Raw genomic sequence first — 23,852 nt, 5'->3', positions numbered from 1 at the left:
GGCGCGCCTGCGTGTCAGTGTAGCCGCGTTGATTACTTCGCCGGAGGTGCCGCTGTCGGCTGTTGCCGGAGGTTGGCGTGGTCTGGTGGAGATGATGTCGCCGCACCTGCTGTATGGCGTGGTGTACACCGTGACCCGTGATGTTCGGCTCGCGGTGTGGTCGACACTGATTTGGGGTGGTGTGCTAGTAGTGGCCCGGGTGGCGGCCGGACAGCCTCGCCAACGGGCGGTCGGGGGTCTCGTGCTGGGGGTGGTGTCGGGGCTGCTGGCCCTTACGACAGGCCGTGGGGTCGATTTCTACCTGCCGTACATGCTGCGCGGCATGGTGTGGGAAGTGGTTCTGCTGCTTTCGCTCCTGGGGCGCCGCCCACTCGTGGGTGTGCTCATCGGACCTGTGGTCGGAGGGGCGTCATGGAGGAGGAATCGAATTTTATTGCGCGCTTACGAGCAGTGCACCGCGATCTGGGCAGCCATTATCGCCATCCGGACAGCGGTGCACCTGCCGCTCTACCTCACGAACAATGTTGCAGGTCTGGGGATCGCGCACCTGCTCACAGGTGTTCCATTGTTCGCGTTTATGGTGTACGTCAACCTGCGGATCCTGCGCCGCGGGTACGCCGCCTACCGCAATGAGCAGCCCGCGGCTTCGATGTCGGCCTTCGACGTATAACGGACCTCGGGGTAATACGGGCCCATGTTCGTCTTCGGATCGGCGGGATCGGCGTTCTGAATCGAGTACCGAAAACTGCTGTCGGGCAGCATATTACGCATGATCAGCAGATCGGATCCGAAGTCGCTCGGCAACCATCCGATACCACAACCGCCGACCGTGTTCGCTGGCCGATCGTTGGAGGACGACACGACTATGGTGTAGAAGCCGTCGGCGTCGACGGCGGTCTCGTCATCGACGACGCACGCGGTCACAGCGGTCGAGACGAGTTTGTTGCTGCACAGCGACCAGTACCGTACTTGCCCTGTGCCCATGACCGGCTGATTTCGGTACGTGGCCGGCGTGGTCGGCAGCTTTCCCCTGATCACCGCCACCCGACCCGGTTCGAGCAAGGTGGTGAGGTACTTGTTGTCCGGATTGGGGAAATAGCCTCCACCGGAAGCCGGCTTCCAGGCCGGTGCGTGAGGTTGTGATGTCGTCCGGCCGGGTAGCCTCCCCGACCTTCCCGGGTACAAGGCGTTCGGGTCGTGGACAGCGTTCTCGGTCCCACAGTCGGCGAGCTCACGGGCCACGCCGTCTGGCATTGTGAAGGTGAGACGGGGCAGCCCAGTGCCCGCGGTGGCGTCTAGTTCGGCGTTGGGGCGATAAACACGGTAGACGACCGGTACGAACCCGGCAGCGTCACCGGTGTAGAGGGTATTGGGCTCCGGGTTGGGCGGCGGTGCGCTCATCACGATACGAACGGTGTATTCGCGCGCTGCGGCTTCGCGGTCGGCCCCGTGGGTGAAGGGGTTGACACCACCGTCATCGGCAGCGATGGCCTGATCGTTCAGCGAGCCTGCGACCTCTCCGCCCTTAGAGTAGGTGGTGAAAGACATATACCGCGCGTAGGGGAACTTGCCACGAATGGTCAGTGTCGCTCCGGGTATGGCCGGTAGGTACGTCGACCAGTAGTTGGCGAAGGTGTCGGGAAAGGCCATGTTGAACGTTCCTGCACCGATCCGTGGGCTCCAGCCGCAGGTGAGGTTGGCCGCAGCATTGCCGCCGGGAGCGGCCGCAACAGGGGCAGCCAGTGTTGCAGACGCGGCGACTGCCACAGATCCCGAGATCATCGCCATCATGGCCGCCCGCGCACCACGACGTCGACCGGTCGTGCCGGAATGGCCTCGCCAATAGGCAAGGGTCTTTAACAGATGCAATGACTTCTCCTTATGTCTTGATATTTCCTGCTATTTCATACCATACTTTAGACAAGGCCCTTGTCTTTATTGAGCGCGGCGCTTGCTGTTCTTGCATAGTGAGCATCCGGTTCTACACAACCCATCCGCGCCGGACGACCTGTGAGGGCGACTCGGCACGGTCACCGGCTCGCATGCCGCACAGGCAGACGAATGAACACAAAGGATCGAGAAGGGACTGCTGCACGCATAGGTGACAGGTTGACCTGCCCCACCAAGTGGGTTCCAGTGGCGGTGGCTAACTGGCAGCGGTGATGGGTGTCTTCTCGGAGAGTAGCTCGAACTCGATCGGGGTGCGGTAGCCCAGGGACGAGTGGCGGCGTTGACGGTTGTAGAAGATCTCGATGTAGTCGAAGATCGCGTTCGCGAGTTCGACGCGGATCTTCCATCTCTTGCGGTCGAGTAGCTCGATCTGCATCGAGGACCAGAACGATTCCATCATCGCGTTGTCCAGCCCGTCACCGACGGTCCCGAACGATGGCAGCAGTCCGGCCGATCGGATCTTCTCGCCGAAAACCCATGAGGTGAACTGACTTCCATGATCAGCGTGCACGATCCCGCTTGGTTCGGGGCGGCGGTTCCGGATCGCCATGTCCAAGGCGTTGACGACGAGAGTGGAGTCTTGGCGGGAGTCGATGGACCAGCCCACGATTCGACGGCTGAAGGCATCCAGGACCGCGGCGCAGTAGACGCGGCCTTCCTTCGTGCGGTGCACGGTGATGTCGGTGACCCACAACTCGTTCGGTTTCAGCCGATGGAATTTGCGGTTCACCAGGTCTCCCGCAGTAACCACGCCGCGGAGGTTCTCGACCCGCGCTGAGGCCGGTAACCCGCGAATGCCGGCCAGGGTCATGAGAACCGATACCGTGCGGGAGCAGACTTTGATACCCATCGCCATCGTCAGTTCGGCGTGGATTCTGCGGTAGCCGTAGGTTCCTCGGGACGCGACGTGGACTTCGCGGATCAATCCGGTCAGCCATTCGCGCCGCAATTGGGTCGGTGTGGTCGGGCGTCGTTTGGCTTTGTAGTAGTTCTGTCGGGCGACTCCCAGGATCCGGCAGCATCGGTCGACCGGCGCCCCGGCGGCGACGAGGCTGTCGATCACCGGGTAGAGCCGTCTTTTGGGCCGGGAACGTCCTCCCCGAGGAATTTCGCGGCGTGGCGGACGATCGCCAACTCGCTCTCGAGTTCCCGTATCCGGCGGCGGGCTGCGCGTAGCTCGGCCGACTCGACCGACGGCTTACCGGGACGCAGTCCGTGGTCGATGTCGTCCTGACGCAGCCATTTCGACAGTGTGACCGGATGGATGCCGAGCTCGACCGCGGTCTGCTTGGCGGGTTTACCTGCCCGGACCAGAGCGATGGCTCGGGTCCGGAATTCGGTGGGATAGGCGCGTGGCACGTGGGTCAGCCTCTCGGTAAGGCTGTCAGTTAGCAACCGGAGTTGGAACCCAAAGGGTGGGGCAGGTCACAGATGTCAACTACTCGTGCAGCAGTCCCCACCTGGACCCAGAACGCCACCGTCAAACGGATTCTGCACGACCTACACGAGCCAGAGCATCGGAACGAGCGTACATCGAGCGAGATATCGGATTGATTCATCAACGAAGATCTCATACAACGTCCCTCGCCGCACCGGTTCGTCGCCGAGGGTAGTAATTCGAGCTCATCGGGGCGCCAGAACACCTGGCGGCCGGATGACAGGCCCGCAGCCGACCAGGGTGGCGATGAGTCAGCTCGCTGCCCGCTGGTATGCCTGCAGCACCTTGGAGGGAATCCGGCCACGCTCAGGCACGTCATGCCCATTGCGACGGGCCCACTCCCGCACCGCCTTCGCATCCTCGTGCCGGCCAGCCGCAGGAGCCTTGCCCCGGCCTCGTCCCCCGACCTTGCGCGCGAACGGAATCCACTTGCCCAGGCCAGCACGGAGTGCCCGCGCATTAGCCTCGGACAGGTCGATCTCATAACCCACCCCATCGAGGCCGAACGTGACGGTCTCAGCGGCCGCGGACGCGCCATCCAGATCGTCGATCACGGTCACCACAACCTTGCGCGCCACTCTCCACACCTCCACTAACCAAACCCGCCGGATCGCTACATTATCCGGCACAGTAACAGCGTCTCACCGGCACCCGCGCAGAACACCGACCAAAACGGTTCCCTGCCGGGGCGGCATGCGATGGATACTCCCAAGCCTGCGTGCCCGGATCAGCGCCTGGACACCCGGTATGAAGTTCCTGCCGGCCACGGGTGACAGCATCGAGACTGCAGTTAGCCTCCGGGCAGAGATGGGGTCATGGCAACCCATCCCAATCAAGATGGATCAGGCCGCATATCGCGCGGCCAAAGCATCACAAGCAGATCGTCACGGGGCGAGGTCGCGCTCGATTGGGCCGGTGTGAATCATCTTCGTTTTATGGGCTGGCGATGACGCGCAATGGTAACGCGTACGTCTCTAGAAGGAACCGTTCTACAGCTCCCAGAAGCGCTCGCATCTCGGTGCTCGCCTTCGATCTCGACATACCTGGTTGCACGATCGCCACCTGCACCCGCAGCTCCCTGAAGCGTGCCTGCTCGACGATTGCGACCAACAGTCCCAGATCACCGTAAATGATCCCAGTTCGGCCGTTGGCCTGGCGATTGCGTTCACGCTTCAGCAGGCGTCGGGTCAGCAGCTCGGGTATCGACTTGGCGCGGTTCATCTTAATTGCCTGCCCGCATACGTCGTAGAGATCGTCGATGCGTTTGCCCGGGGTCGACGCGCTGGAGTATTTGCAGTGGACCAGCAGCACTTCAAGTTTGTCGTCGATTCGGCGCATGAACACCAGATCGGCGAGTTCGCCGGCTCCGTCGTCGTCCACCGCTACCTCCCACTGGGTTTCAGCGGAGATCACTTCGATTACCCGGTAGGCGATGGCAGTAGTGTCGTCATCGAACTTGCGTGACTCGCGGCGCAAATCGATGCCAGTCCAGTCGAATACCTCGATCGACTCCAATGGCAACAGGTGCTTTTTTCGATCGGGGCGAAGAATGAGGCCCGCTTCGAGCAGGACGACGTCATCGGTGAAGCTCACCAGCAGGCCGGTATCGGTCAGAAACTGTGCAAGGCTGGTGGTCCCCGCTGCGGTCGTCATTTCCCCGTCCTCGGCGACAGGTCGGATTGTGGGTGGGGAGTCAGCGTCGAAGACGAATTCGAACTCGAGTTTCCACGAGGGTGTCAGCAATTCGAAGCGCAGCGGACCTTCGGCCGTGTGGGTGGTGATCCTGAACTCGGTGTCCAGCACAGTGTACTGCTCTCCGCCATAGGAAAGTTTGCGCTGCTCACTCAGAGTGGCAAGGAAGTGATGGGGCCACTCAACCGCCAACGGCACATATGGCGGCCGGGACGTGGCAGGCTCGGGTAGCAAGAATCCTGACATCACTGACTCCAGTGACACCGATTCGTCGGTGACACCGATTCGTCGGTGATCGCGGGTCCGACCTGGCGTACCCACTGCACCCAGCGGTGCAGGTCGTCGGCTTGCTCATGGGTCCATACCCGCCCTTTGCGGGAGGCTCCGAAGCTTACCGCCCGGCCGTCGGAGAAGCCGTAGGCGAAGATGTTCGTTTTCATCTTCGTCGCGCCCTCCCCTCGCCAGGCATGCAACACGTTCTGCCCGACATACATCGAGAAGCGGCGATTACGGCTGACCGAGTCAAGCAGCCCGACATTGGTGGGAACGCGGCGATTGACCTTGGCGAGCACTCGATAGACAGTCTCGCCTTTGACCAGCTCCGCCGACGGCCCGCCGACCGCCGCGGCGATGTCCTCATGCATCGAATTGTTGTTGGTGGAATTGATGTAGAGGAACCCTGCCTCGGTATCGACGTGAACGACATGCAGGTGATGGACCAGTTCATTGAAGCTCGCGAACTCGCCCCACCGCACCGCGCTGGCCTCGCGCGAGACCCACCACACGACCTTGTCGCGGTGGTTGATACCCAACACGGTGGTCAGTAGCCGCCCTTCGAACGGGTCATAGATTCGATCAGGGGTCCATTCCAGCCGTTCCGATACCGGTGCGCGATAGGTCACCGTGCTCATCTTCGGATGGATACTGCGCAGGGCCACTTCGCGGGGCAGGGACCCGAAGGCCAGTTCGAACTCGCTGCGTTCGCGTTGGAGCCCTACGTTGTGCTCGGTGAGATCGCACAACACCTCGTTCCAGTCCGCGTCCTCGCCGTCGAGTGTGCGCAAGCGCTCGTCGATACCCGCGATCTGCAAAGGTACGAACGCCGACGCTTCACCGAGCGTGGTGTTGCTGCGGCGAGTGAATCGACCGATGAACTGTAGGGTGACGGCCAGGCTTTGCTGGGGTCGTGGATCGCAGCTACCTTGAGCCTGGGCATATCGAAGCCCTCGCCCAACATGTTGACGCACACCACGATCCGGCTCGAATTTCCGAGCATGTTCTGGCGTTTGCGCCGAGTGGAGGCGGCCATGCCGGTGTCGATCCGCACCGGTGCCAGATCGGGGGCGATCTCTTCATAAAGTTTGATAACTGCCTTTGCGCGGTCGACTGATGATACTCGGGCCATCAGCAAGTGATCGAGACCTGCCGCGATATCGGTGCGTAACTGAGCTACCGCCGCGACGGCGACCGCGCGATCGGGATCGGCGAGATCGACTACCGAGTGGTAGTTGATCCGGGCGAAATAGCCGTTCTTCTGCGCAAGCCGCAACGGGTAGGTATAGGCGATACGCCCACCGATATGGCGGCCGTCTTCGCGATATGGAGTCGCAGTGAACTGCACGACCTCGCGGTCGGCAAACAGTGCAGCCACTGCACGCCAGGTCCTGGCCGCAGTGTGATGCGCTTCGTCGAGAAACAGACGCCCGCAGCCATCGGCCAGCGCGGTGCGTGCCTCCACCGAACAGGCATGGAGCACTTGGGCGGTCGCGACAATAACGTTTGCTCGAGCCAGCAACTGTGCAGCTTCAGCGGCCGTGTATATGGCGCGAGTCAGCACCAGTACCGCAGGGCACAGGAAATCTCCACGGACCGCGCCGACCGCGGGCAGAATCCCCAACGTCGCGAATTTGGTCGCGATCTGGGCACGCAACGCGTCCGAGGGCACGACCACCATCGTGGTCGCCGGGCTGTGGCAGAACACTGCCAGCATGGTCTCCGTCTTGCCCGTACCGGTCGGCATCACCACCACGATCGGCTCGAATTCCTCGGTCGAGCGATACGCCAGCACCGCATGAAGTGCACCCAACTGCGGCGCCCGCAGCCCCTTTCCACCGACCGATTCATCAACGAACGCGAAACAACCCTGCATTCGAGCCGCCACCGAACCGGGGGGAGCGGGCTGCTCACCGTGAGCACCGACCCCCTCGCGAAGCCACCAGAGCTCGTTACCATCCACCGAGGATGTTGCGATTGCAGACAAGACGAACTCCTCTATTGCTCTGTGAAACCCGGGCACTGCGGAAGAACAGGAAGGCAGGGGGAACAAACACCGCGGAACGACGTCATGCGGTCCGGATATCGCCACCGACCCCGGCGATGTTTCAACCTCATCATGGATGCTGTCGTTTCCAGCCATCGCCCGCACATACGCAGGACACAACTCCAACATGCACGGCATCACAGCCACATATGTCAGAGGTCTGCAACGGCTCCGTTCTCGACGCGACGGCGCGCCAATTCAGCACCCTATCGCCGGCCGCTTGGGCTGCTCCGATCGCGATCTATCTGCGCGACCTGGCCGAAGCCACACATATCCACCACGCGGCGTTCGTCGATGTGTGACCAAAGGAGCCGCGGCGCGCCTTCTCCGCCAGGCATAGATATAGTCATTTCCTACCGTCACCCAGACCATGAGACAGCACGATGAGAACCTCGCACGATGAGACGGCCACGCCGGAAGGCATCGGGCGTCCGGCGCTGCGTCCCTGTTCGGCCTGCCCCTACCGCCAGGATGTACCGGGTGCAGTCTGGCATGCCGATGAGTACGACAAGCTCCGTGAATACGACAAGCACACCGCGCTACAGCCGACCCAGCTGTTCCAATGTCACGTTGCCGATGCCGACAGCGAAAACAGGCGCCTTTGCGCCCGATGGTGCGGCTGCCACGGCGAGGAACTCCTCGCATTACGTCTCGGCCTGCTCGATGGACGGATCAGCGCGGCGACCTACCAGCAGGCCGTGGAGTACCAGTCGCCAACGCCGCTGTTCGACTCCGGCGCCGAGGCGGCCGATCACGGGCAAGCCGACATTGATCGGCCCAGCACCGAGGCGCTCCGCGCCATGGACAAGATCAGCCGCGCACGTTCCGACCCGATCAGCGATCCACCGCCACCAGAGCCAAAGGTCACCTCGGTCTAAACCACAACTGCCTCCTGCAGCCAGCCTTACACAAGGTCAACCCGGCACGCCCATTACCTGTTGATTGGAGAGGCGCCACGCCACGTGGAGGTCCTCACCGACGCAGTTTATAACGCCATTAATGCGAATATCGCAATATCGGCAGATCATTTTTTACCTACATCGGTCAGCGACGAGCCGACTCACCAGCCTTCACCCGCGGAACGTCAGATTCCCCCGCGGCCCGAACAGATAGCCGGCGGACCCCAACTGGAATGCCAACCGCAACTCCACTGCATATCGTGGCCGTCAGCCCGAGCCAGCCCCCTCTCCCCTGTCAGGCCGCCTCTCAGACCTGGCGGCGGTCAGCTGCCACACACTGCTGCGACCTCCGTCGGCATAACCTAGAAACCCAGTAGGAACAGTGCTGATAGTCCACAGACTGGGCGTCGCCGACAACACTCAGCGCGCGCACGAAGCTGGGACAATTCGGAGAGCTCTATTCGTCCGTCTCAAGAATGCGAAATGAGCAGGTCCACTAATCCGCCGGACGGTGAGCGACAACTACGGATTAACCTGCCGCGTGCCGATACGCATCCAGCACAGCGGACGGTATCCGGCCGCGGGCGGGAACATCGTGCCCGTGTCGGCGCGCCCACTCACGGACTGCGCTCGCATCCCTGCGTTGCCTCACCGCCGGCGTATCCGTGCGACTGCGGCCGCCGACCTTGCGCGCGTGAGGGATCCACTTGTCCAGCCCCGCGCGTAGTTCGCGGGCATTCGCCTCGGACAAGTCGACCTCGTAGGTCACCCCGTCGATGCCGAACGAGACAGTCTCGGCCGCAGCCGACACACCATCGACATCGTCGATCACTGTGACTACAACTCTGCGCGCCACGCCGTCACACCTCCACTAGCCAAGCCCTGGCCAACCAACGCCTCGATCCGGTACCCTAGCAGCCGCAAACTCGGATCCTCGCTTCCTGCCGGGGAAGCGGTCAAAACAGAAGTCCGGCAGATCTGCTGACGGCTCAAAGGCCCCGTGCCCGGGCATACGCTTGGACACCCTGGAATCTGTGAGGCGCTTGGCGTACCGGAAGTAGCCGTTCAACGAACGAACCCAGATTGCCGTGACGCCCGCGCGGGTTGTCTCCCGGCCTCGTCGGGACACAACCGGAGCCCCCGCAGTCGTTGGTTCGTAAGACGACCATCTACACAGGTTCGGTGTCATGCCTCTCGAATATCGATCCAGCGGCTGCACCCCCTTCTCCCTCCATGAATCCGATCCTGCCCATACCAGGAGCAAGGGGGTGAGGTTGGCCGGTGACTGCCACAAGCGCTTCAGCACACTCCGTTAAGGATGCTTTGGTGTAAATCGGGGTTGCGGTCGTCCCGGGATCCCGGTGTGCCGCGTATCGCCGGGCCACAGCCTCTCCGTACGTGCGTTCGACAAAAGTGAGGGTAGTGTGCCGCAGCCAATGTACGGTGACGCCTTTCGCTTCTGCCCACGCGAGATGCTTGTGGAAGCGACCGTGGAGGTTGTCATAGCGGCGATCGGTAATCGGTTTTCCACCACGGGTTCTCAGCACCTGATGTCCCGGAGCTCCGGCACCACGCCGGTCGACATGCTCGAGCAATCGCAGCATGAGAAGCGGCGAGATCGGATGCCAGGTATCAACCCCACCCTTGTGGTGCAGCAGAACAGTGCAATCGTCGACGCTGAGGTCATCGACACGCAACCTCAGCGCAGCCTGGCGACGACAGGCGGTCTCGATATGTAGACGGACTATCAGCGCGTCCAGTTCGCCATCGTTGCCTGTTTCGGCGGCAACGCGACCTAACTCCGACACTTGCTGGGGGGTCAGCGCGTGGCGAGTGCTTTCCAGCTTGCGAGGCATCGGCACCTTCGCTGCGGGATTCATCGCCGGCGCGATCAAGCTGTCCATCTCAGCCAATCGATACAGTCGCCGTACCCCATGCAGAAAGTTCCGGGCCGCAGCGTTACCTCCGCGCCAGTTCGACCTCACTACCGCGCCGGCTTTGTACCGGTTCATCAGCTGCAAAATCTCCGTGGGAGTTGGCTCGTCCAAAGGTCGTGAACCCCACACTTCACGTAGCACGCGCCAGCAGGCTCCATAGGCTTCCCGCTGCGCTCCGGACTCCGCTTCGAGCATCTGAGGGATGAACTCGTCAAAGGTCGGAGCCTTCGACACGACTGGCTCAGCAGGGTCCCGGACCACGGTCAGCCCCAGCCGGGACACAGCCTGCAGCAATTCGGCCACTTCGGAGTCGCGCATCATCGGCGCCGCCCGAGGCCGGGGGTGTATGCACACAACGCTGCCGCCAGGACGCGCGGCGGATATACCCTGAGCACCCCGTCGTCCACCAAGGCGGCCAGCAATACTCGGTCGCCTGCATACAGTCCGACGCGATTACGGATCCTGGAAGGGAGGACGACAAAACCGGACTTCGGCGTCCGGTGGCCGTTTCGCGAGCGTCGTATTACGACCAGCCCGTGCTGCACCTCCATCGACACCATCTGCCCAGGAGTCCAACCGAGTTGACGTACAGTGGACCGGGCGGCGAGCCTACCTCGTTCGTCGATCGAGGTGACTGAGCAATGGAGTTCGCCGCACTCCGGTTGCACCGAGATCTCTGGGTACTGGAAGTCCGCTGCCAAGCTCGCAGACGGCAGCCTTCCCGAAGTTGTCGCCTGGTAGAGGCCCTCATTGAGTTGCTCAGGCGAGCTCATGCTCACCCTCCACTCGAATCAGAGTCCCTCCCAGGAGACACTGGCCGGAGAACAGGTTTTTTCGTTGTAGCTTCATCCGTCCATAGACATGCCCGAGCCTCCTATGAAGCAGATAGAGGACCCGGGCTTCTGAGTAATAGGTCTCCGTACGGACAACTACAGAGACCCGACGGCGCGGATGTTGTACATACCTGCAGCACGGGAAAGTGCCGCCCGGGGACGGAATCGTCGTTCGAGTATCGCAGGTCACTCTGGATACAACCGCAGACGGATGGACAGCTGGGAGGCAAGACAAAGCACACCGCTTTCAGTCCTGTCCGCTGATCTCCCACGATAAGTGTACGCGCTGCGGTCGACCTACCAACCGGGTTCCGCATATGGCTGTTGCTTCGCTGGCCATACGCGAATACAACATCTTGCCGTAAACCAGTGTTGACAACCTTCTGCTTCCAAATCGGCCGACCTGGAAAATCCTGTCTCCCGGTCGGCGCGGTTTGAGAACCCGACCGAGCTGTCCAGCTCGCCTGTACCCCTGTGGTAAGCGGCAGATCTTCATTTCACGTGTCACGTCATGCACCCGTCCCGTCCTCTCGCCCTCTGCTGTCCGGAAGTAGGAGTCTCACGCACCATGGCCGACCTCGATGTCGATCGCACGACGCCTGTTCACGGCGCCGCACCGGCGGCGTCCGCACGGGGCCCGCGTGCGCACACCTTCTTCTGGGCAGTTCTGATCACCGCTGCCGCGGTCAGCATTACCGGCAACGCCACCCAGGCTTTACTGCACGACACACAGGTGCCTGCCATCGCCGCGGTCGTAGCTGTCATCCCACCGTTGGCGCTACTCGCGGCCGTGCACGGAGTTTCAGTGCTCTCCCGTGCGCACGCCCACGCACGCGGCACCTACCGGCTGGCCACCGCCATGACCGTTCTCATCGCTGCGGGCGCGTTCTGGTTGTCGTTCACCGCACTGCGGTCACTGGCGATCACCGCCGGGATTCCTCCCGGGGAAGCCTGGCTCTGGCCCGTCATCATCGAGGGCTCGATGAGCCAGGCAACCGTCGCACTTCTATCTCTGGCCCGCTCCCCCACCTCTGGCAACGAAGCAACCGATGCACCGCGTCCTCCCGTGCGCACGGAGAACGAGACCACCGCGCTCGGTGATCGTGGCACCACGGGCAAACACGCCGACCGTGCGGACGAGCAGATTGCCGTGCGTACACCAGAATCCATGCTCGCCGCCGTGTGCACACCCACAGAAACCGGCGTGCGCACACCTGAGCCAATGCCAGAAACTGTGCGCACACTCTCCGGAGACCGTGAACGGACTCCAGAGAGTCTGTCTTTGGTGGCCCAACGACTGTGCGCACGCGATCCGGCGGGACGTCGCAATCCCGATCAGGTGGCACAGATCCTGGCCCTCCACTACCTCGAAGGCTTGAACCCGTCCCAGATCGCCCAGCGGGTCGCTCCCAGCCGGACCACGGTGAGCCGGATCCTCAGCGACGCTCGAGACCTACGCGCTGAGTAGCCGCGATCGCGTCCCGGTGATGAGGGGGCAACGAATCTGTTGAGCCATTTCCGTCCGTGTCGGAGGGTGACCCGTGACCGATGCACCCACCATCACACTCGACAACCCACCGGAGAGCGGTGTTGGATTGATCTCAAGGTTTCACCCTTGGATTGGTCACCAGCAGCGCTGTCGCGTTCTTCCACGCCGCGGCGTGAGAGGAAACGCCCCGGATGGACGTCGATATCACCTGCCCCCAGTGTCACCAGCTCGACGGCGTGCAGAGCGTGCCGGCGATCTGCGCCGACGGGTCCTCCAGTAGTTACGACACCGGTACCTACACCGGTGTCGGCATCTCCTCCACCGGGCTTGTGCCTGTGGTCGGCACCACCACGATCGAACGCAGTCACAGCACCGCACTCGCCCGCTCCTTCACCGGCAACCCGACCCAGAAACCGACTGTCGGACTCACGCTTGTCGCCATCGCGCTGCTGCTCTTGACCGCACTCATGCTGGCCATTGCCGTCACCACGAAGATGTACCCGCATCCAGACGATCACCCGCTGTCCCCGATTGTGGCAGCGGTCTTCCTCGTTGGCATCCCTGGTGTACCAGGGTTGGTGGCGTTGCACGCCGTCTATACACGTATGCGACAGAACTCCCGCATCGCGCGCGGTCGCCCCCGCGCAATGGCGGTGTGGAGCGCCGGCTGGTATTGCCACCGCTGTTATCTGGCCTTCTGGCCGTATTCACCGCTGCCCGAGATCCCAGCCCGCCGGGGGGTCACTCCCGACCAGTTCCGTTGGCTCGTCTCGAAAGCCGGCGGCTATCTGAACCGCTAGCCACACCGCCATCTATCCAGTTCCGTCCACGATGGATTTCCCTTCGCGGACTGAGTTGCTGTCGGCTACATCCGGGCGTTCCGCGGTGGCCTCACGCGTCGGATCTGGGACAGGAGCTGCAGGATTCGAACGCATCTGCTTCTTCCCGCTCTGCTGCTGTCGGGGCGGCGGACCCGGCCTCGCTCGGGTGGGTTCGGTTGCGGAGCGGGCCGGTCCCAGAAGTCGTCGTGCTTCTTTCGGGGTGATCTCCAGCAGTTCGGCGATGTTGTCGTCGGTTTGTCCCTGTTCGCGCAATGTTGCGGCGACACCCGCCTGGGTGAAGCGATGGCGGTCGATTTCAGCTGCGGCCTCGGCCTCCACCTCGGCGATGCGGCCGCGGAGCTGCTCTATGTCGCTGTCGCGCTTGTTTTCCCGGGCTCTGATTGCTTGCCAGGTGTCGATATAGCGTTTCACCGCCGTGAGGATGATCTGTTCCTGCAGTCGGGCGGCGTCGCGGCGGGCTTTGACCCGTTCTTCGGACCGTTGAATACGATCGAGGACTTCTGGGGAACGTCTAGATTTCGATGATCGGGGACGCTCTGCGTGCATGCGGGACTCCTTGGTCGCGGCTTACCCGTGCCATCAGATTCGTCCCGCTTCCCATCCCCTGCACCATGTCCTGGCCTGCAACGAGCTCTTCCGCACCGCGTGGCCGGAACTGGGAGAGGCCGATTCGGTGCTGTCCTGGATCTTCGGGGACGCCGCCGCACGGTCGGCACTCGACCGCACCCGGGAAGCCACCCAGACCGTCGCCGTCACCAGAATGCTGACCGGCCGCTACCGCACCAGCGCCCAAACCCGCAGGCTGCTGCACCAACTCAGCGACCACGACGAATTCACTCGCCGATGGCGCTCGTCCATCGACGTCGCCGACGGCCGATCCCCCGACGACCTGCTGTACCGTCGCCACCCCGACACCGGCGAACCACTCTCGTTCGCCATGACCATGAGCAAAGTCCACATTATCGACCACGTCTGGCTACTCACCCTTCTGCCCATCCCCAGCCCGGGACCGGCGAACACCTGACCGTCACCGACCGCCGTTGTGCCCCGGCCTCACTGGCTGGGGCACAACGTTTTCGGACGGAGCGGCGGGCCGACGCACACGCTCGATTCGATCCCGCCCCCGCGGCTCTGTGCGAACTCACTGGACGCCTCCAGCCACTACGCGGCAGGACGCGCCCGTCCACGCCGCGCTGCGGTGTCGATCATCGGCGTAACCAGAACCGGCACCACACCGCGACCACATTCCGCAACCACCCGAACCGGATAGCGGACCGGCATGCATGCAGAACTCGCCGCTCGACCGCTACCCGACCCGGCACGCTTCCAGCGGAAACATAGCCATCGATCAGCTAACTCTCGTAGTGCCCGCACGATCCGGTTCGATCCCGGCCGGCATCACGCGACAGCCGTCACACCCAGGGCGGATGGATCGGCTTCGCGGCCATGGCAGCGATACTCGCCCGCCAACCGGCAGGTCGTTAGCGGTGTGCACAACACACCGACCCCATAATCTCCACCGGCCGCCGCCTGCGTTCGCCTACACCCCAACGATAATCCTCCGTATTTCTCAGACTGCTGTCGGTGGCCGGCCAGATTGCGCAGGTGGCCGGATGGCTCGCATTCGACCGCGGGGAGCACGGCTTGGCGCAACGCCTGTATCTCGTCGGACTCCGCGCCGCCACCGCCGCCAAAGACCAGCTGCTGTGCGGGCTCATACTCAGCTGCATAGCGCCCCAGCAAGCCTGGCGCGGTAGAGGCCACGACGCCATATCGATCATGAACACCGTCGACAGAGCCCTGCCCCACTACGCACCACCCTGAGTCCGTGCGCTGATCGGTCGGGGAGGTCCTACTGACCATTGACACAGCCCACAGTTTGGTGGCATGCCCCATACCAAGGAAGGAGGGTCCGTGTCTTTCTCTCGGCGCTCTTCGGCGCTGGTTGAACGCTGTGCCCGACGATGCCCACATCGCTGTCGACGGGGCGGGCTCACCCTGATTGCGTTCGACCCGACCGGGCGCGTGTATCCGGCGTACCTGGAGGTCGGCGGCCACGACGAAGACGGTGACTGCTGCTACCGCCGGGCAGAGCCGACGGTCGCCGATCGATACCCGAGGACGCCCAGGGATTGAGCGGGGCCCTGCACGCCAGGGAAGGCAGCAGGGTCACCGCTGACCGTTGGGCGCATTCAATGTGAAAAGCAAGGGCGGGCAACGCATTACGGTGTGCCCGCCCTCCCCGTTTGAAGGGCAAACCTCGATGGAAAACACCATGACCTCTGCACTGTCGTCGGCAGAGGAGCTGCTGCCGGGGACGGAGGAAACGCTGGGCTGGCTGGGGGAAGTGTTCGAACGCATCTACTAGTCCGAGGAAGAAATCCAGGCGGCGCAGAAACGCCACCCTGGACAGGCAGCGCGGGTATGGCACGGGTTCTCACTGTTGCAACCCACACATCAGCGGGTGGAATACGAGCTGCTGTTCCGGGCGCACTGCCGAGAAATCCTGGATCGGATCGCGGCCGGGACACCGACGCAGCCGGGGACGGCGGCGGAAGTGTTGGCGGCGTTGTCGAAGGCGTCGATGCGGGCCCCGTTGAACACCGAAGCGGTGGGCTTGTACTTCCGGATGTGGCGGGCGGCGGGGCTGCCTCCGCTGGAGGACAACACCGGCCAGCTCGAGCATTACGAGGCGATCGCCGGTTCCCGGATCGATGACCTCGAAGCGCAGTCGCGGCGTCGGTTGACCATGCCGGACCGCAGGTTGAGGGCGATCACGTGCGAGGGCCGGCATCACGGAGAGGCGGTGGTCTGCGAGTTCGCGCTGGCAGCAATCGACGCAGCCTGAACCGGCCAGCAAGCAAGCGAGGTCCTGCATCGGGGTGCACGACCCTGCCGAGTGCTGGACGCATTCAGTGCAGTGACCGCTCTTCGTCCTACCGCCACCGGCTGCGCGAAACAGATCGCCGGTAGCCCTGTTCTTCTTCCGCAGTTCAGGCGCCCAGCCCAGGCGCATCAGGTACCAATTCATCGATTTCCTCCCCGTGACCTCCCCAGCGCAGCGGCCGGTCCCGGCTGTGGGATCGGCCGCTGCCCGAGCTCTTGGAGTACATGAGGACGAGCATCGATCTGCGGCTTCCGCTCGAAGGGGTCACCGACCTGGCCCGCCACGCGGCCACCGCTTCCTCGCACCGCGCTCCCTACGGCACCGATGCCGTGGCCGCACTTACCTGGGTGTACGACGACGGCACCTATCTCAGCAGTTCCGGTCTGCCGATACAGCCCCGCGCGGATGGAGCACCGGCCGCAAGATCGTGCGCCCACCGACGTCGCCTGCGCACTGTCGGTTCTTACCGGCGAACCTCATCCCCTCGGAACCGATCGTTGGGCGACCATGCGGAGTACTGAACTACCGCGACGCTCCTGACTGCCAGATGAAGGACCATGAAGGGTCGCATGCGGGCGACCCCGGCCGTCGTCTTCGAAGCGGCTACCGCGTTGCAGAAATCGGGCTGCGTAGTTCGGCCACCGGCCACTCCCCGCCGGCCCGAAGCCTGCGACCCCGCTATTCCGAGGTGCGCGAGCACCGATGGACCGGCAAACTATTCACGCAGGTTGTGGTAATTTCTCCCGAACCTACAGGACTTTAAGATATTCCGGGTTGCCACTCGCCGCGTATACGCAGAAATAGGAAACTCATACCTCTAGCGCGACAGTGGGTTCATCGGTTTTGATGATGAGGCAAGCGTGGCATCGAGAAATGGAAACCATACTGAATCTGAACATCGCCATGAACTGAATTGGCGGAGAACCAATCGCGCTACCGAACGGTCGCATCGTCGAGGCGCAAGATCCGTGAATGATCCCACCATTCGCCTGATCACGAAATTTCCCGGGCGATAGCCTCCAGGCTTCCTCGGCCGTGAGGAATCCGGCGAGAAACTTCCCGAAGTCTCTTGTTTTGACCTACATGACGAAGATGTTTGACATGACCGAATCTACAAAATCACCGATCGCTTCGGCCGAGCCGCAGGCGACGTCAGCATGTGACGGGAGCGTCTGTGCAACCTGCCGATCAGGGATGCGCCACGGTACTGGTCTCAGGCCCTATCGTCGGCCGTGGTCGGGACTGGTTTGGTGCCCTATCAAGCCCGTGCAGCAGCTCGTCCCGCTATCCAAGGCCCTTTTCGGCATCGCCCGCGGGCACGACGGCTCTGTCGCCGGGCTCCTTGAACCCCTTCGGACGGAGCGGTAACAGCCGACGTACTCAATCTGTCTGCTGATTCTTCCTCGCCCGCTCTATCCGGAGGGCCCGTCCTTCGCCGGGGACGAACGTCCCGAGACTGGTGCGGAGAGGCGAACAGCTTCGCCGCTGCCTGAGCATGGCCCGGATTCCGTATGCGGAGGCCTCGAATTGCTGGCACAACAAAATGTTCCGCTCGCTACCAACCATCCTCACCGACGGCCACCGCGACTCGGCAGCCCACACCCGGATCACCCCTGCGGTCCGGTCTCACCACGGTGCCCTGCTACACCGCGGTGTGGGAGAACGTGACAGCGCTGCCGGTGACCGATCCAGGGTGAAACCTCGGGATCAAAATCCAACACCGCTTTCCGGTGGGTTGTGGAAAGTGATTGCGGTGTACCGGTCACAGGCCGGTTTCCGATCCGGGCGACGATAGTTCGAGGGATTCGTCATCATCGTGGGGCGATGCCGACTCATTGGGGTGTGGGTGCCGAGCATCACAGAGGATCCGGCAGACTGTCACGCAACCGGGCATCACGGATTCTTCGAACCGGAACGGGCTCAGCCCTTCGATGCGGTGGAGGACCAATATCCGGATCACCAGGATCGGTGCCGCAGAGACCCGCCGCCCGGTCGCGTGCGCACAGTCTCCGCGTCGGTACGGAGACCTGTTCAGTGTTCGTTCGCCAGAACCGGTCGTCGTGCGCACAGCCCAGGTGGGAGTCTGGTGTGCGGGCGAGGGGGCCGGTTCGTGCGCATGGTGCCGAGCGAAGAGTCGAGTGTGCGCACCGAGCAAGTCGGAATCGTGCGCACACCGAGGTGGTCGTCCGCACGGACAACGTGCGCTGGCAGCGTCCACGATCACCACGAACCGTCGTGTGGTGAACGACGCCAGAACGCGTCGGCGACGATCGGGACGGGTCATGGCGATGGCCAGTCGGTAGGTGCCATGGGTTCGGGTGTGTGCGTGAGAGCAGCAACCGGCACGTGCGCACCACTGACAGGCTCGGTGGCCGTGATGCCTGCCCACGGCAGCGGCGACCACAGAACGGTGGTGCCGTGCGAACAGTCCAGATGCCGTTACCCAGTGACGCTGATGTTGAGCGCGGCCGCGGTGATCAGATCGATCAGTAGAACATGTGCACACGCGAAGTACGCACGCACCGCCCCTTCCTGAACTGCCGCTGTCCAGACCTACAGTGGGCGTCGTTCATGCCGGAAGTCCGGCCCGGTCGAATTCGCGTTGCAGCCGGGGTCGGCGGCGGTGGGTTTCCCGGAGTTCGAGCACGAATCGGTCGACCTCGGCCTGCTGGTCGGTGCCGGCGGCAAGTGTGCGCATCTTCTTCAACCGGCGAGCCGCAATCTGATAATGCTGGGCCCCGGCCTCGGTCAACTCGCCGACGACCAGATCGGTGAGCGCCGGCAGCACGGCGAGCGGGTCGATCTTTTCGTAGACGGTGACCAGTCGGCTCCAGGTGTCGGCGTCCCGCAGCTCCAATGAATGCGCCAGGCGCCACGCTGACTCGCCGTCCCGCAAGGTCTGCAGCGCGAACAGGACCGCCTGCCGCGGACTCGATGACAACCGTTCGAGTATCTCGTCGCGGTAGCCGGGCCACCCGTCTCCGGCGCAGGTATAAAGGCGGGCCGCGGTATCGGCCGAGGGCCAGCGCGTGAACACCTCCCACCGGGCCGCGAGTTCCTCGGTAGGCCGGTGCTCGGCGAGAAGCCTGCACCAGTATTCCCCGGCCTGCTGCGCCTGGTGACCGCTATCGAAATCAGCGCCTGCCTTCGCCCAGTCCAGTGCCAGATCGATGTGCCCTATTTCGGCGAGCGCGACGGCGGTCTCGGTCAGCCAGGCCGCGACTTTGCGGTCCCGGGCGTGGGTAGCGATGATCGCGTCCACGTCCCGGTCGAGTACCGCCAGCCGGCGAGCGTTCCATTCCAGAGTGGACCGGACATGCCGGCCCTCGGCCCACCCCCGCCATCCCGCGTGATCGGTGTGCCAGGGTGGGCTGTCCGATGACTGTGGAATGGGTGGTTCCGGTCCGAGGCCGGCGGCGATCTCGGCCAGCGCGCTCCGATACAACGCGACGCCCTTGTCGCCGAGGGCGGGTGCGTAGACGAGAGGGTCGAGTTCGAAGTAGTCGACCTCGCCCTCGAACTGGAACTTCATCATCCATGCCACCAGCCTGGCCGCCGGTGGTTTCGCAGCTGCGGCGGTGTCCGCGTGCAGGCGTAGTAAGCGACGGACGGCGTCGCCGATGAGGCCGCTGGAATCGTCGGCGCGGGCAATGACCTTCATCGCGCCGGAGAGGGCCTTCTGCGTCACCGCGAACACTTCTTGCAGGTCGTCGCCAGCGGCCACAGCGTCGTCGAGGACGTCGACCGCCTCGTGCATCTGCCGGCCGTGCGCATTCGATGCACTCCACCGATGCAGGTCGGTGCGGGTGCGGATCAACGGCAGCGCGACATCGGCGAGATCGGACACGACCACGATTATGCCTCGAACGACCCTGGCGGTTACTCGCCCGAATGGAGGGTGGCGCAGCCTGGCTGCATTCGATCGGAGGGCGGCCGTTGGGCGGTCGCGTGCCGGTCTCCGGGTCGGCGGAGACCGGCAGGCACCGGCCCTATTTCTTCGATGCGTCCGGTCAGCCCGGCTCGGATGATGAGGACGTGGCGGCCAGGGGATGTGGTTCCCCGGTCAGACGCGCGACCGCGGTCGCGACCTCGGTGATCGTTGCCGTGGTGTAGATGCCGGTGACTCCCCCGCCTGTTTGGCTGTGGCGGGCGAATTCCCGGGCGACGGCAGTGCCGTAGTGGCGTTCGACCCAGGTGATGGTGGTGTGGCGTAACCAATGGATCGAGATACCGTGGGTAAGTACCCACGGCAGGTGTTTACCAAGTCGTTCGAACAGGTGGTTGTAGCGGCGGCGGGTGATCGGTGTGCCGTTCCGTGCGCGCAGCAGTGGCTCAGATGCGGGCGCGCCGCGTTGTTCGGCGTGGCGGCACAGGGCTTGCATGAGGGTGGGTGAGATGGGTTGCCACAGTTGGGTGCCGCCTTTTTCTCGCAGCAAAATCACCGATTGCACCGGGTCCAGGTCCTGCGGTCGCAAGGCGAGAGCTCCGGCGCGGCGGCAGGCGGTTTCGGTGTGCAGGCGCAGGATCAGGCTGTCCAGCTCGGGATCATTGCCAGTGGTCGCGGCGACTTCGACGAGTTGCGCCAACAGATCGGTGGGCAGGGCCCGGCGGTTCGATCGGGTGCGTTTGGGTTTGGTCAGCCGGGTCGCGGGATTGTCGCGAGGGTCGACGAGACGACTGTCCTCGGCCTGCCGGTACAACTTGCGCAGCGCATCGATGACGTGGCGCACGACGTCGTTGCCGCCGCGGTCGGAACGCCGGATGACTCGGGCGGCGCGGATCTGTTCACACAGCACCTGCAGATCCGCGGTGGTGGGCTCGTCCAGTCGCCGCTCACCCCAACCGGGTTGGGCCAGGATCTTGTGCCAGTAGGTGCAGTAGTGCTCACGGGTGCGGCCCGCGGGCATCCGCTCGATCGCGGCCGGGATGAACTCTGCGAAGGTCGGTGCGAAACGGGCAGTCATTCGGGTGCCCTTCTGCGAAGCGGCGGGCGAGGATGTCGTCGACGACGTCGGTGGGATAGACGACCAGCAACGCTTGGTCGGGGTCGGCGGCAAGCAGGACCCGCTCGCGGATGCGGATTCCGGCGGCGTGGCGGACGGCGGCCGGGATCGAGATGTGGCCGTATTTGGTGACGCCGCGGCGGCCGTGTCCGGGGCGGGTGATCTGGACGAGGCCACCGGTGACGCGCCAGGACAGCAGGTCGCCGGGGTGCCAGTCGAGGGCGTCGACGATGGCTTTGTCGACGACACGCCCGTTGGTGTCGACGGGCCGGATGCTGTGCACGGCCCTTGACCGCACGGGCTCCTCGAGGGTCGCCATCGGCAGGGCGGGACCCGAGGCGAAGACGGACGAATCGCCCAAGCCAGGTCCGGCAGAGAAGGAGGGAAGCAACGGCCGCAGTGTGTCGTCGGTCACAATTTTCACCCCCGCTGGGGGTGAAAACGCAGGTCACGGCGTTGAGGGGAAAATGGGTGTCCAGGTAGACACCTGGACACCCCCGGTGGTAACTCAATCACGTATGACTGATGATCCTGTCAACGAACCGCGAGCGCCGCCAGCGGGATGCCGTGTCGGAGGATATCGGTGGCATAGCCGGCAATCGGGTTGCTGGGATCTGCGGTGAACAAGGCGTCAGGCGCCCCGACGTATTCTCCGCTGGCGGCGAAAGTCGTGGGTCACCGGGACGCCGAAGTATCCATCTGCTTGACCATCTTCCAGTGCTGGGTCGGCGACGTGGCCGTTCTCTGTGAGGCACCATGCATAATCAATCACGCTCATGAACACCGGTGCCGTGGGAAGAAACGCAAATCCTTCGACGTAGATCCAGCCCTGGCGATCTGCCCATTCGTTAGCTGCGCGGAAGCACTGCCCCTGCCGGCCAGGGTGCGGCTCCGGGATGGCCCAGGGCTCGGCTCGAAAGAATCGTCCGCGCGCCGCGATCAGATCGGCGAAGCTGCGGTGCACCCACGATTCGTAACTACTTGGGAGCTGCACTTGCTGGTACAGGCCGATCCACTTGGCCAGCTCATCTTCAGCCTGGTGCGTCCCGGATTCTATATTGTTGGCTGTCATCGACTACCTCCGTTTGCGTGGCACGCCAGATGGGCGGGGTAACCGTGGTAATCACGACCGCTGACCTACCACCATCCTGCCCGGATATGAGATCGAATTCCACAGGCCATCCCGGCACCGCGACGACCTCGGCGAGTATCGGTGAAGGGGTTGCAGGCGACGATTGGGCGCGAACCGCAAGTGTGGCCGTCAGCGCAGACACCGCTCGCGTCCTCCCCACACGCATAGGGGGTGTGGGGTGCCCCCCAATGAATGCGTCCGCCCGGTATTAGAGTCCTGAGTGGCTCTGATCAGGGCCGGAAGGGACACTGGAACCATGGCAGGACGTAAGCGGCATTCCGCCGAGGACATCGTGGGAGAAGCTGCGCCGTGCCGACGAACTCGCCGCTGGAGGAGCGACCGGTGAGGAGATCGCCAAGGACCTCGGAGTCTCGGCGGCGACGCTGTATAACTGGCGCCGCCAATACGGGGGTATGGATACCGACGCCGCGAAAGAGCTCAAGGAGCTGCGGGAACATAACACTCGGCTCAAGCGCCTGCTGGCCGATGCCGAGCTGGAGAAAGACGCGCTGCGGGAGATCGCCAAGGGAAAATGGTGAGCCCAACGGCCGGCCGCCGGGTCGTGGACATGCTCACACAAGTGCTGGGCATGTCGGAACGGTTCGCGTGCAAGGTTGTCGGGCTGCATCGATCCACCTACCGGCGCCTGCCGGCCGGTGTGACCCCCGCCGATCCTGATGCGGGTTTGCGGGCCTGGCTGCGTGCGTATGCGCTGCAACATCCTGGCCACGGGTTCCGCGCAGGGCCTGGGCTGCCCTGCGGTTCGACGAGGGCAGCGATGCGAATATCAAGCGGGTGCATCGGTTGTGGCGGGAAGAAGGCCTGCAGGTGCGGGCCCATCACCCGCGCAAACGTGCCGGGATCTCCTCGATCCCGGCGGTGGCCGCGGACGCTGCGAAGGTGGTGTGGGCGCTGGATTTCCAGTTCGACTCCACCACCGATGGGCGGGCGGTGAAGATCGCGTCGATGGTCGATGAGCACACCCGCGAGTCCTTGTTGCATCTGGTGGAACGCTCGATCACCGCCGAACGGCTGGTGGCCGAACTCGAGAAGGTGTTCACGGTCCGCGGGGCGCCGAGGGTGCTGCGGATGGACAACGGGCCGGAAATGATTTCCGCGGCCCTGCAACAGTTTTGCGGTGACCGAGTAGGCATGTCCTATATTCCGCCGGGCACGCCCTGGAACAACGGCTATGTCGAATCGTTCAACCGCCGGCTACGCACCGAATGCCTCAACCGCAACCACTGGACCAGCCTGCTGGAGGCCCGGGTCGTGATCGGGGATTTCAAGACCGACCACAACCTCCGGCACCGGCATTCAGCCCTGGGCTGCCGGACTCCGGCCGAGTACGCTGCGTCCTGCACCTGCACCCACCACCCGGTGGCCTGCGGGATCGACTGAACACCAACCGAACGACCCGGACTCAATTA

The 23,852-nt window shown here is 63.6% G+C and carries 21 protein-coding genes and 1 pseudogene; 9 read left to right on the top strand and 13 right to left on the bottom strand.

Annotated features, from left to right (window positions below; all coding sequences use genetic code 11):
* Positions 1-670 (top strand): DUF3159 domain-containing protein (locus ON38_RS12575; protein ID WP_157181753.1); only part of this gene is annotated, 670 nt, incomplete at its 5' end.
* On the opposite strand, the gene ON38_RS12570 is transcribed toward ON38_RS12575, so the two are convergent.
* The 6 genes from ON38_RS12570 to ON38_RS34865 form a co-directional block, all read right to left on the bottom strand.
* Positions 622-1,869, bottom strand: a complete 1,248-nt coding sequence (locus ON38_RS12570) for a hypothetical protein (protein WP_157181752.1) — start codon at positions 1,867-1,869, stop codon at positions 622-624. The genes ON38_RS12575 and ON38_RS12570 overlap by 49 nt on opposite strands.
* Before the next feature lie 277 nt (positions 1,870-2,146).
* Positions 2,147-3,309, bottom strand: a protein-coding gene (locus tag ON38_RS12565; protein ID WP_085995395.1) for an IS3 family transposase whose coding sequence is annotated in 2 segments (ribosomal slippage) — positions 2,147-3,042 and positions 3,042-3,309 — 1,164 coding nt in all. Because the reading frame shifts where the segments join, the coding sequence is not laid out codon by codon here.
* A 330-nt stretch (positions 3,310-3,639) separates the two neighbouring features.
* The gene (locus tag ON38_RS12555; protein ID WP_039824949.1) at positions 3,640-3,966 is read right to left on the bottom strand and encodes a histone-like nucleoid-structuring protein Lsr2; all 327 of its coding nucleotides are present in this window, start codon (positions 3,964-3,966) and stop codon (positions 3,640-3,642) included.
* 355 nt (positions 3,967-4,321) lie between these two features.
* Positions 4,322-5,191, bottom strand: coding sequence for a hypothetical protein (locus ON38_RS37470; protein WP_245564017.1), 870 nt, complete (start codon positions 5,189-5,191; stop codon positions 4,322-4,324).
* A gap of 134 nt (positions 5,192-5,325) precedes the next feature.
* A complete protein-coding gene (locus tag ON38_RS12545; RefSeq protein ID WP_157181748.1) occupies positions 5,326-5,991 on the bottom strand; it encodes a hypothetical protein in 666 nt (221 codons plus the stop codon).
* An 83-nt stretch (positions 5,992-6,074) separates the two neighbouring features.
* Positions 6,075-7,340 (bottom strand): DEAD/DEAH box helicase, encoded by a 1,266-nt coding sequence (locus tag ON38_RS34865; RefSeq protein WP_157181747.1) that lies wholly within the window; start codon positions 7,338-7,340, stop codon positions 6,075-6,077.
* 209 nt (positions 7,341-7,549) lie between these two features.
* Here ON38_RS34865 and ON38_RS35995 point away from each other — a divergent pair, with 209 nt between their 5' ends.
* Together ON38_RS35995 and ON38_RS12540 are read left to right on the top strand one after the other, a co-directional pair.
* Entirely contained in the window at positions 7,550-7,702 is a 153-nt protein-coding gene (locus ON38_RS35995; protein WP_157181746.1) for a hypothetical protein, read from the top strand.
* Positions 7,703-7,783: 81 nt separating this feature from the next.
* Positions 7,784-8,278, top strand: coding sequence for a DUF6283 family protein (locus tag ON38_RS12540; protein ID WP_051164658.1), 495 nt, complete (start codon positions 7,784-7,786; stop codon positions 8,276-8,278).
* A 550-nt stretch (positions 8,279-8,828) separates the two neighbouring features.
* Here the strand turns inward: ON38_RS12540 and ON38_RS12535 are convergent.
* Positions 8,829-9,155, bottom strand: coding sequence for a histone-like nucleoid-structuring protein Lsr2 (locus ON38_RS12535; protein ID WP_039824893.1), 327 nt, complete (start codon positions 9,153-9,155; stop codon positions 8,829-8,831).
* Between the two features lie 313 nt (positions 9,156-9,468).
* Positions 9,469-10,557, bottom strand: coding sequence for a tyrosine-type recombinase/integrase (locus ON38_RS34860; protein WP_083872593.1), 1,089 nt, complete (start codon positions 10,555-10,557; stop codon positions 9,469-9,471).
* Positions 10,558-11,637: 1,080 nt separating this feature from the next.
* Here ON38_RS34860 and ON38_RS35990 point away from each other — a divergent pair.
* Both ON38_RS35990 and ON38_RS34125 read left to right on the top strand, forming a co-directional pair.
* A complete protein-coding gene (locus tag ON38_RS35990) occupies positions 11,638-12,537 on the top strand; it encodes a DUF2637 domain-containing protein (protein ID WP_051164657.1) in 900 nt (299 codons plus the stop codon).
* A 212-nt stretch (positions 12,538-12,749) separates the two neighbouring features.
* The gene (locus ON38_RS34125; RefSeq protein WP_051164656.1) at positions 12,750-13,358 is read left to right on the top strand and encodes a hypothetical protein; all 609 of its coding nucleotides are present in this window, start codon (positions 12,750-12,752) and stop codon (positions 13,356-13,358) included.
* A gap of 12 nt (positions 13,359-13,370) precedes the next feature.
* Here ON38_RS34125 and ON38_RS35985 read toward each other — a convergent pair whose 3' ends face one another.
* Positions 13,371-13,946, bottom strand: a complete 576-nt coding sequence (locus tag ON38_RS35985) for a hypothetical protein (RefSeq protein ID WP_157181745.1) — start codon at positions 13,944-13,946, stop codon at positions 13,371-13,373.
* Between ON38_RS35985 and ON38_RS12510 the strand changes: the two genes are divergently transcribed.
* The 3 genes from ON38_RS12510 to ON38_RS12500 all read left to right on the top strand — a co-directional run bounded on the left by ON38_RS12510 (position 13,945) and on the right by ON38_RS12500 (position 16,248).
* Positions 13,945-14,424: an MmyB family transcriptional regulator gene (locus ON38_RS12510; protein WP_039824890.1), complete on the top strand. Its 480-nt coding sequence runs from the start codon at positions 13,945-13,947 to the stop codon at positions 14,422-14,424. The two genes, ON38_RS35985 and ON38_RS12510, sit on opposite strands and share 2 nt — an antisense overlap.
* 551 nt (positions 14,425-14,975) lie before the next feature.
* Positions 14,976-15,224: a hypothetical protein gene (locus ON38_RS12505; protein WP_506330617.1), complete on the top strand. Its 249-nt coding sequence runs from the start codon at positions 14,976-14,978 to the stop codon at positions 15,222-15,224.
* A gap of 619 nt (positions 15,225-15,843) precedes the next feature.
* Positions 15,844-16,248, top strand: a complete 405-nt coding sequence (locus tag ON38_RS12500) for a hypothetical protein (protein WP_157181744.1) — start codon at positions 15,844-15,846, stop codon at positions 16,246-16,248.
* Positions 16,249-18,856: 2,608 nt separating this feature from the next.
* Here ON38_RS12500 and ON38_RS12490 read toward each other — a convergent pair.
* From ON38_RS12490 to ON38_RS35980, 4 genes are all read right to left on the bottom strand, one after another.
* Positions 18,857-20,134, bottom strand: coding sequence for a DUF6880 family protein (locus ON38_RS12490; RefSeq protein ID WP_245564016.1), 1,278 nt, complete (start codon positions 20,132-20,134; stop codon positions 18,857-18,859).
* 163 nt (positions 20,135-20,297) lie between these two features.
* Positions 20,298-21,251, bottom strand: a complete 954-nt coding sequence (locus tag ON38_RS12485; RefSeq protein WP_051164654.1) for a tyrosine-type recombinase/integrase — start codon at positions 21,249-21,251, stop codon at positions 20,298-20,300.
* Positions 21,172-21,609 carry an AbrB/MazE/SpoVT family DNA-binding domain-containing protein gene (locus ON38_RS12480; protein ID WP_157181743.1) on the bottom strand — a complete coding sequence of 146 codons (438 nt, stop codon included), beginning with the start codon at positions 21,607-21,609 and terminating at the stop codon, positions 21,172-21,174. Before ON38_RS12480 ends, ON38_RS12485 begins: the two co-directional genes overlap by 80 nt.
* Positions 21,610-21,921: 312 nt before the next feature.
* Positions 21,922-22,362, bottom strand: a complete 441-nt coding sequence (locus tag ON38_RS35980) for a hypothetical protein (RefSeq protein ID WP_157181742.1) — start codon at positions 22,360-22,362, stop codon at positions 21,922-21,924.
* Between the two features lie 316 nt (positions 22,363-22,678).
* Here ON38_RS35980 and ON38_RS12470 point away from each other — a divergent pair.
* Positions 22,679-23,823, top strand: a pseudogene (locus ON38_RS12470) (IS3 family transposase).
* The last annotated feature ends 29 nt before the right edge of the window (positions 23,824-23,852 follow it).

The sequence above is a fragment of the Nocardia testacea NBRC 100365 genome, from assembly GCF_000308775.1.
In the GTDB taxonomy this organism is placed as follows: Bacteria; Actinomycetota; Actinomycetes; order Mycobacteriales; family Mycobacteriaceae; genus Nocardia; species Nocardia testacea.
This window is presented reverse-complemented; position numbering and strand designations above follow the sequence as displayed.

Coding starts and splice junctions, on each gene's coding strand:
- ON38_RS12545 (WP_157181748.1), bottom strand. CDS start 5,991: ATGAGCACGGTGACCTATCGCGCACCGGTATCGGAACGGCTGGAATGG.
- ON38_RS35995 (WP_157181746.1), top strand. CDS start 7,550: ATGTCAGAGGTCTGCAACGGCTCCGTTCTCGACGCGACGGCGCGCCAA.
- ON38_RS12540 (WP_051164658.1), top strand. CDS start 7,784: ATGAGAACCTCGCACGATGAGACGGCCACGCCGGAAGGCATCGGGCGT.
- ON38_RS34860 (WP_083872593.1), bottom strand. CDS start 10,557: ATGATGCGCGACTCCGAAGTGGCCGAATTGCTGCAGGCTGTGTCCCGG.
- ON38_RS35990 (WP_051164657.1), top strand. CDS start 11,638: ATGGCCGACCTCGATGTCGATCGCACGACGCCTGTTCACGGCGCCGCA.
- ON38_RS34125 (WP_051164656.1), top strand. CDS start 12,750: ATGGACGTCGATATCACCTGCCCCCAGTGTCACCAGCTCGACGGCGTG.
- ON38_RS12510 (WP_039824890.1), top strand. CDS start 13,945: ATGCGGGACTCCTTGGTCGCGGCTTACCCGTGCCATCAGATTCGTCCC.
- ON38_RS35985 (WP_157181745.1), bottom strand. CDS start 13,946: ATGCACGCAGAGCGTCCCCGATCATCGAAATCTAGACGTTCCCCAGAA.
- ON38_RS12485 (WP_051164654.1), bottom strand. CDS start 21,251: ATGACTGCCCGTTTCGCACCGACCTTCGCAGAGTTCATCCCGGCCGCG.
- ON38_RS12480 (WP_157181743.1), bottom strand. CDS start 21,609: ATGGCGACCCTCGAGGAGCCCGTGCGGTCAAGGGCCGTGCACAGCATC.
- ON38_RS35980 (WP_157181742.1), bottom strand. CDS start 22,362: ATGACAGCCAACAATATAGAATCCGGGACGCACCAGGCTGAAGATGAG.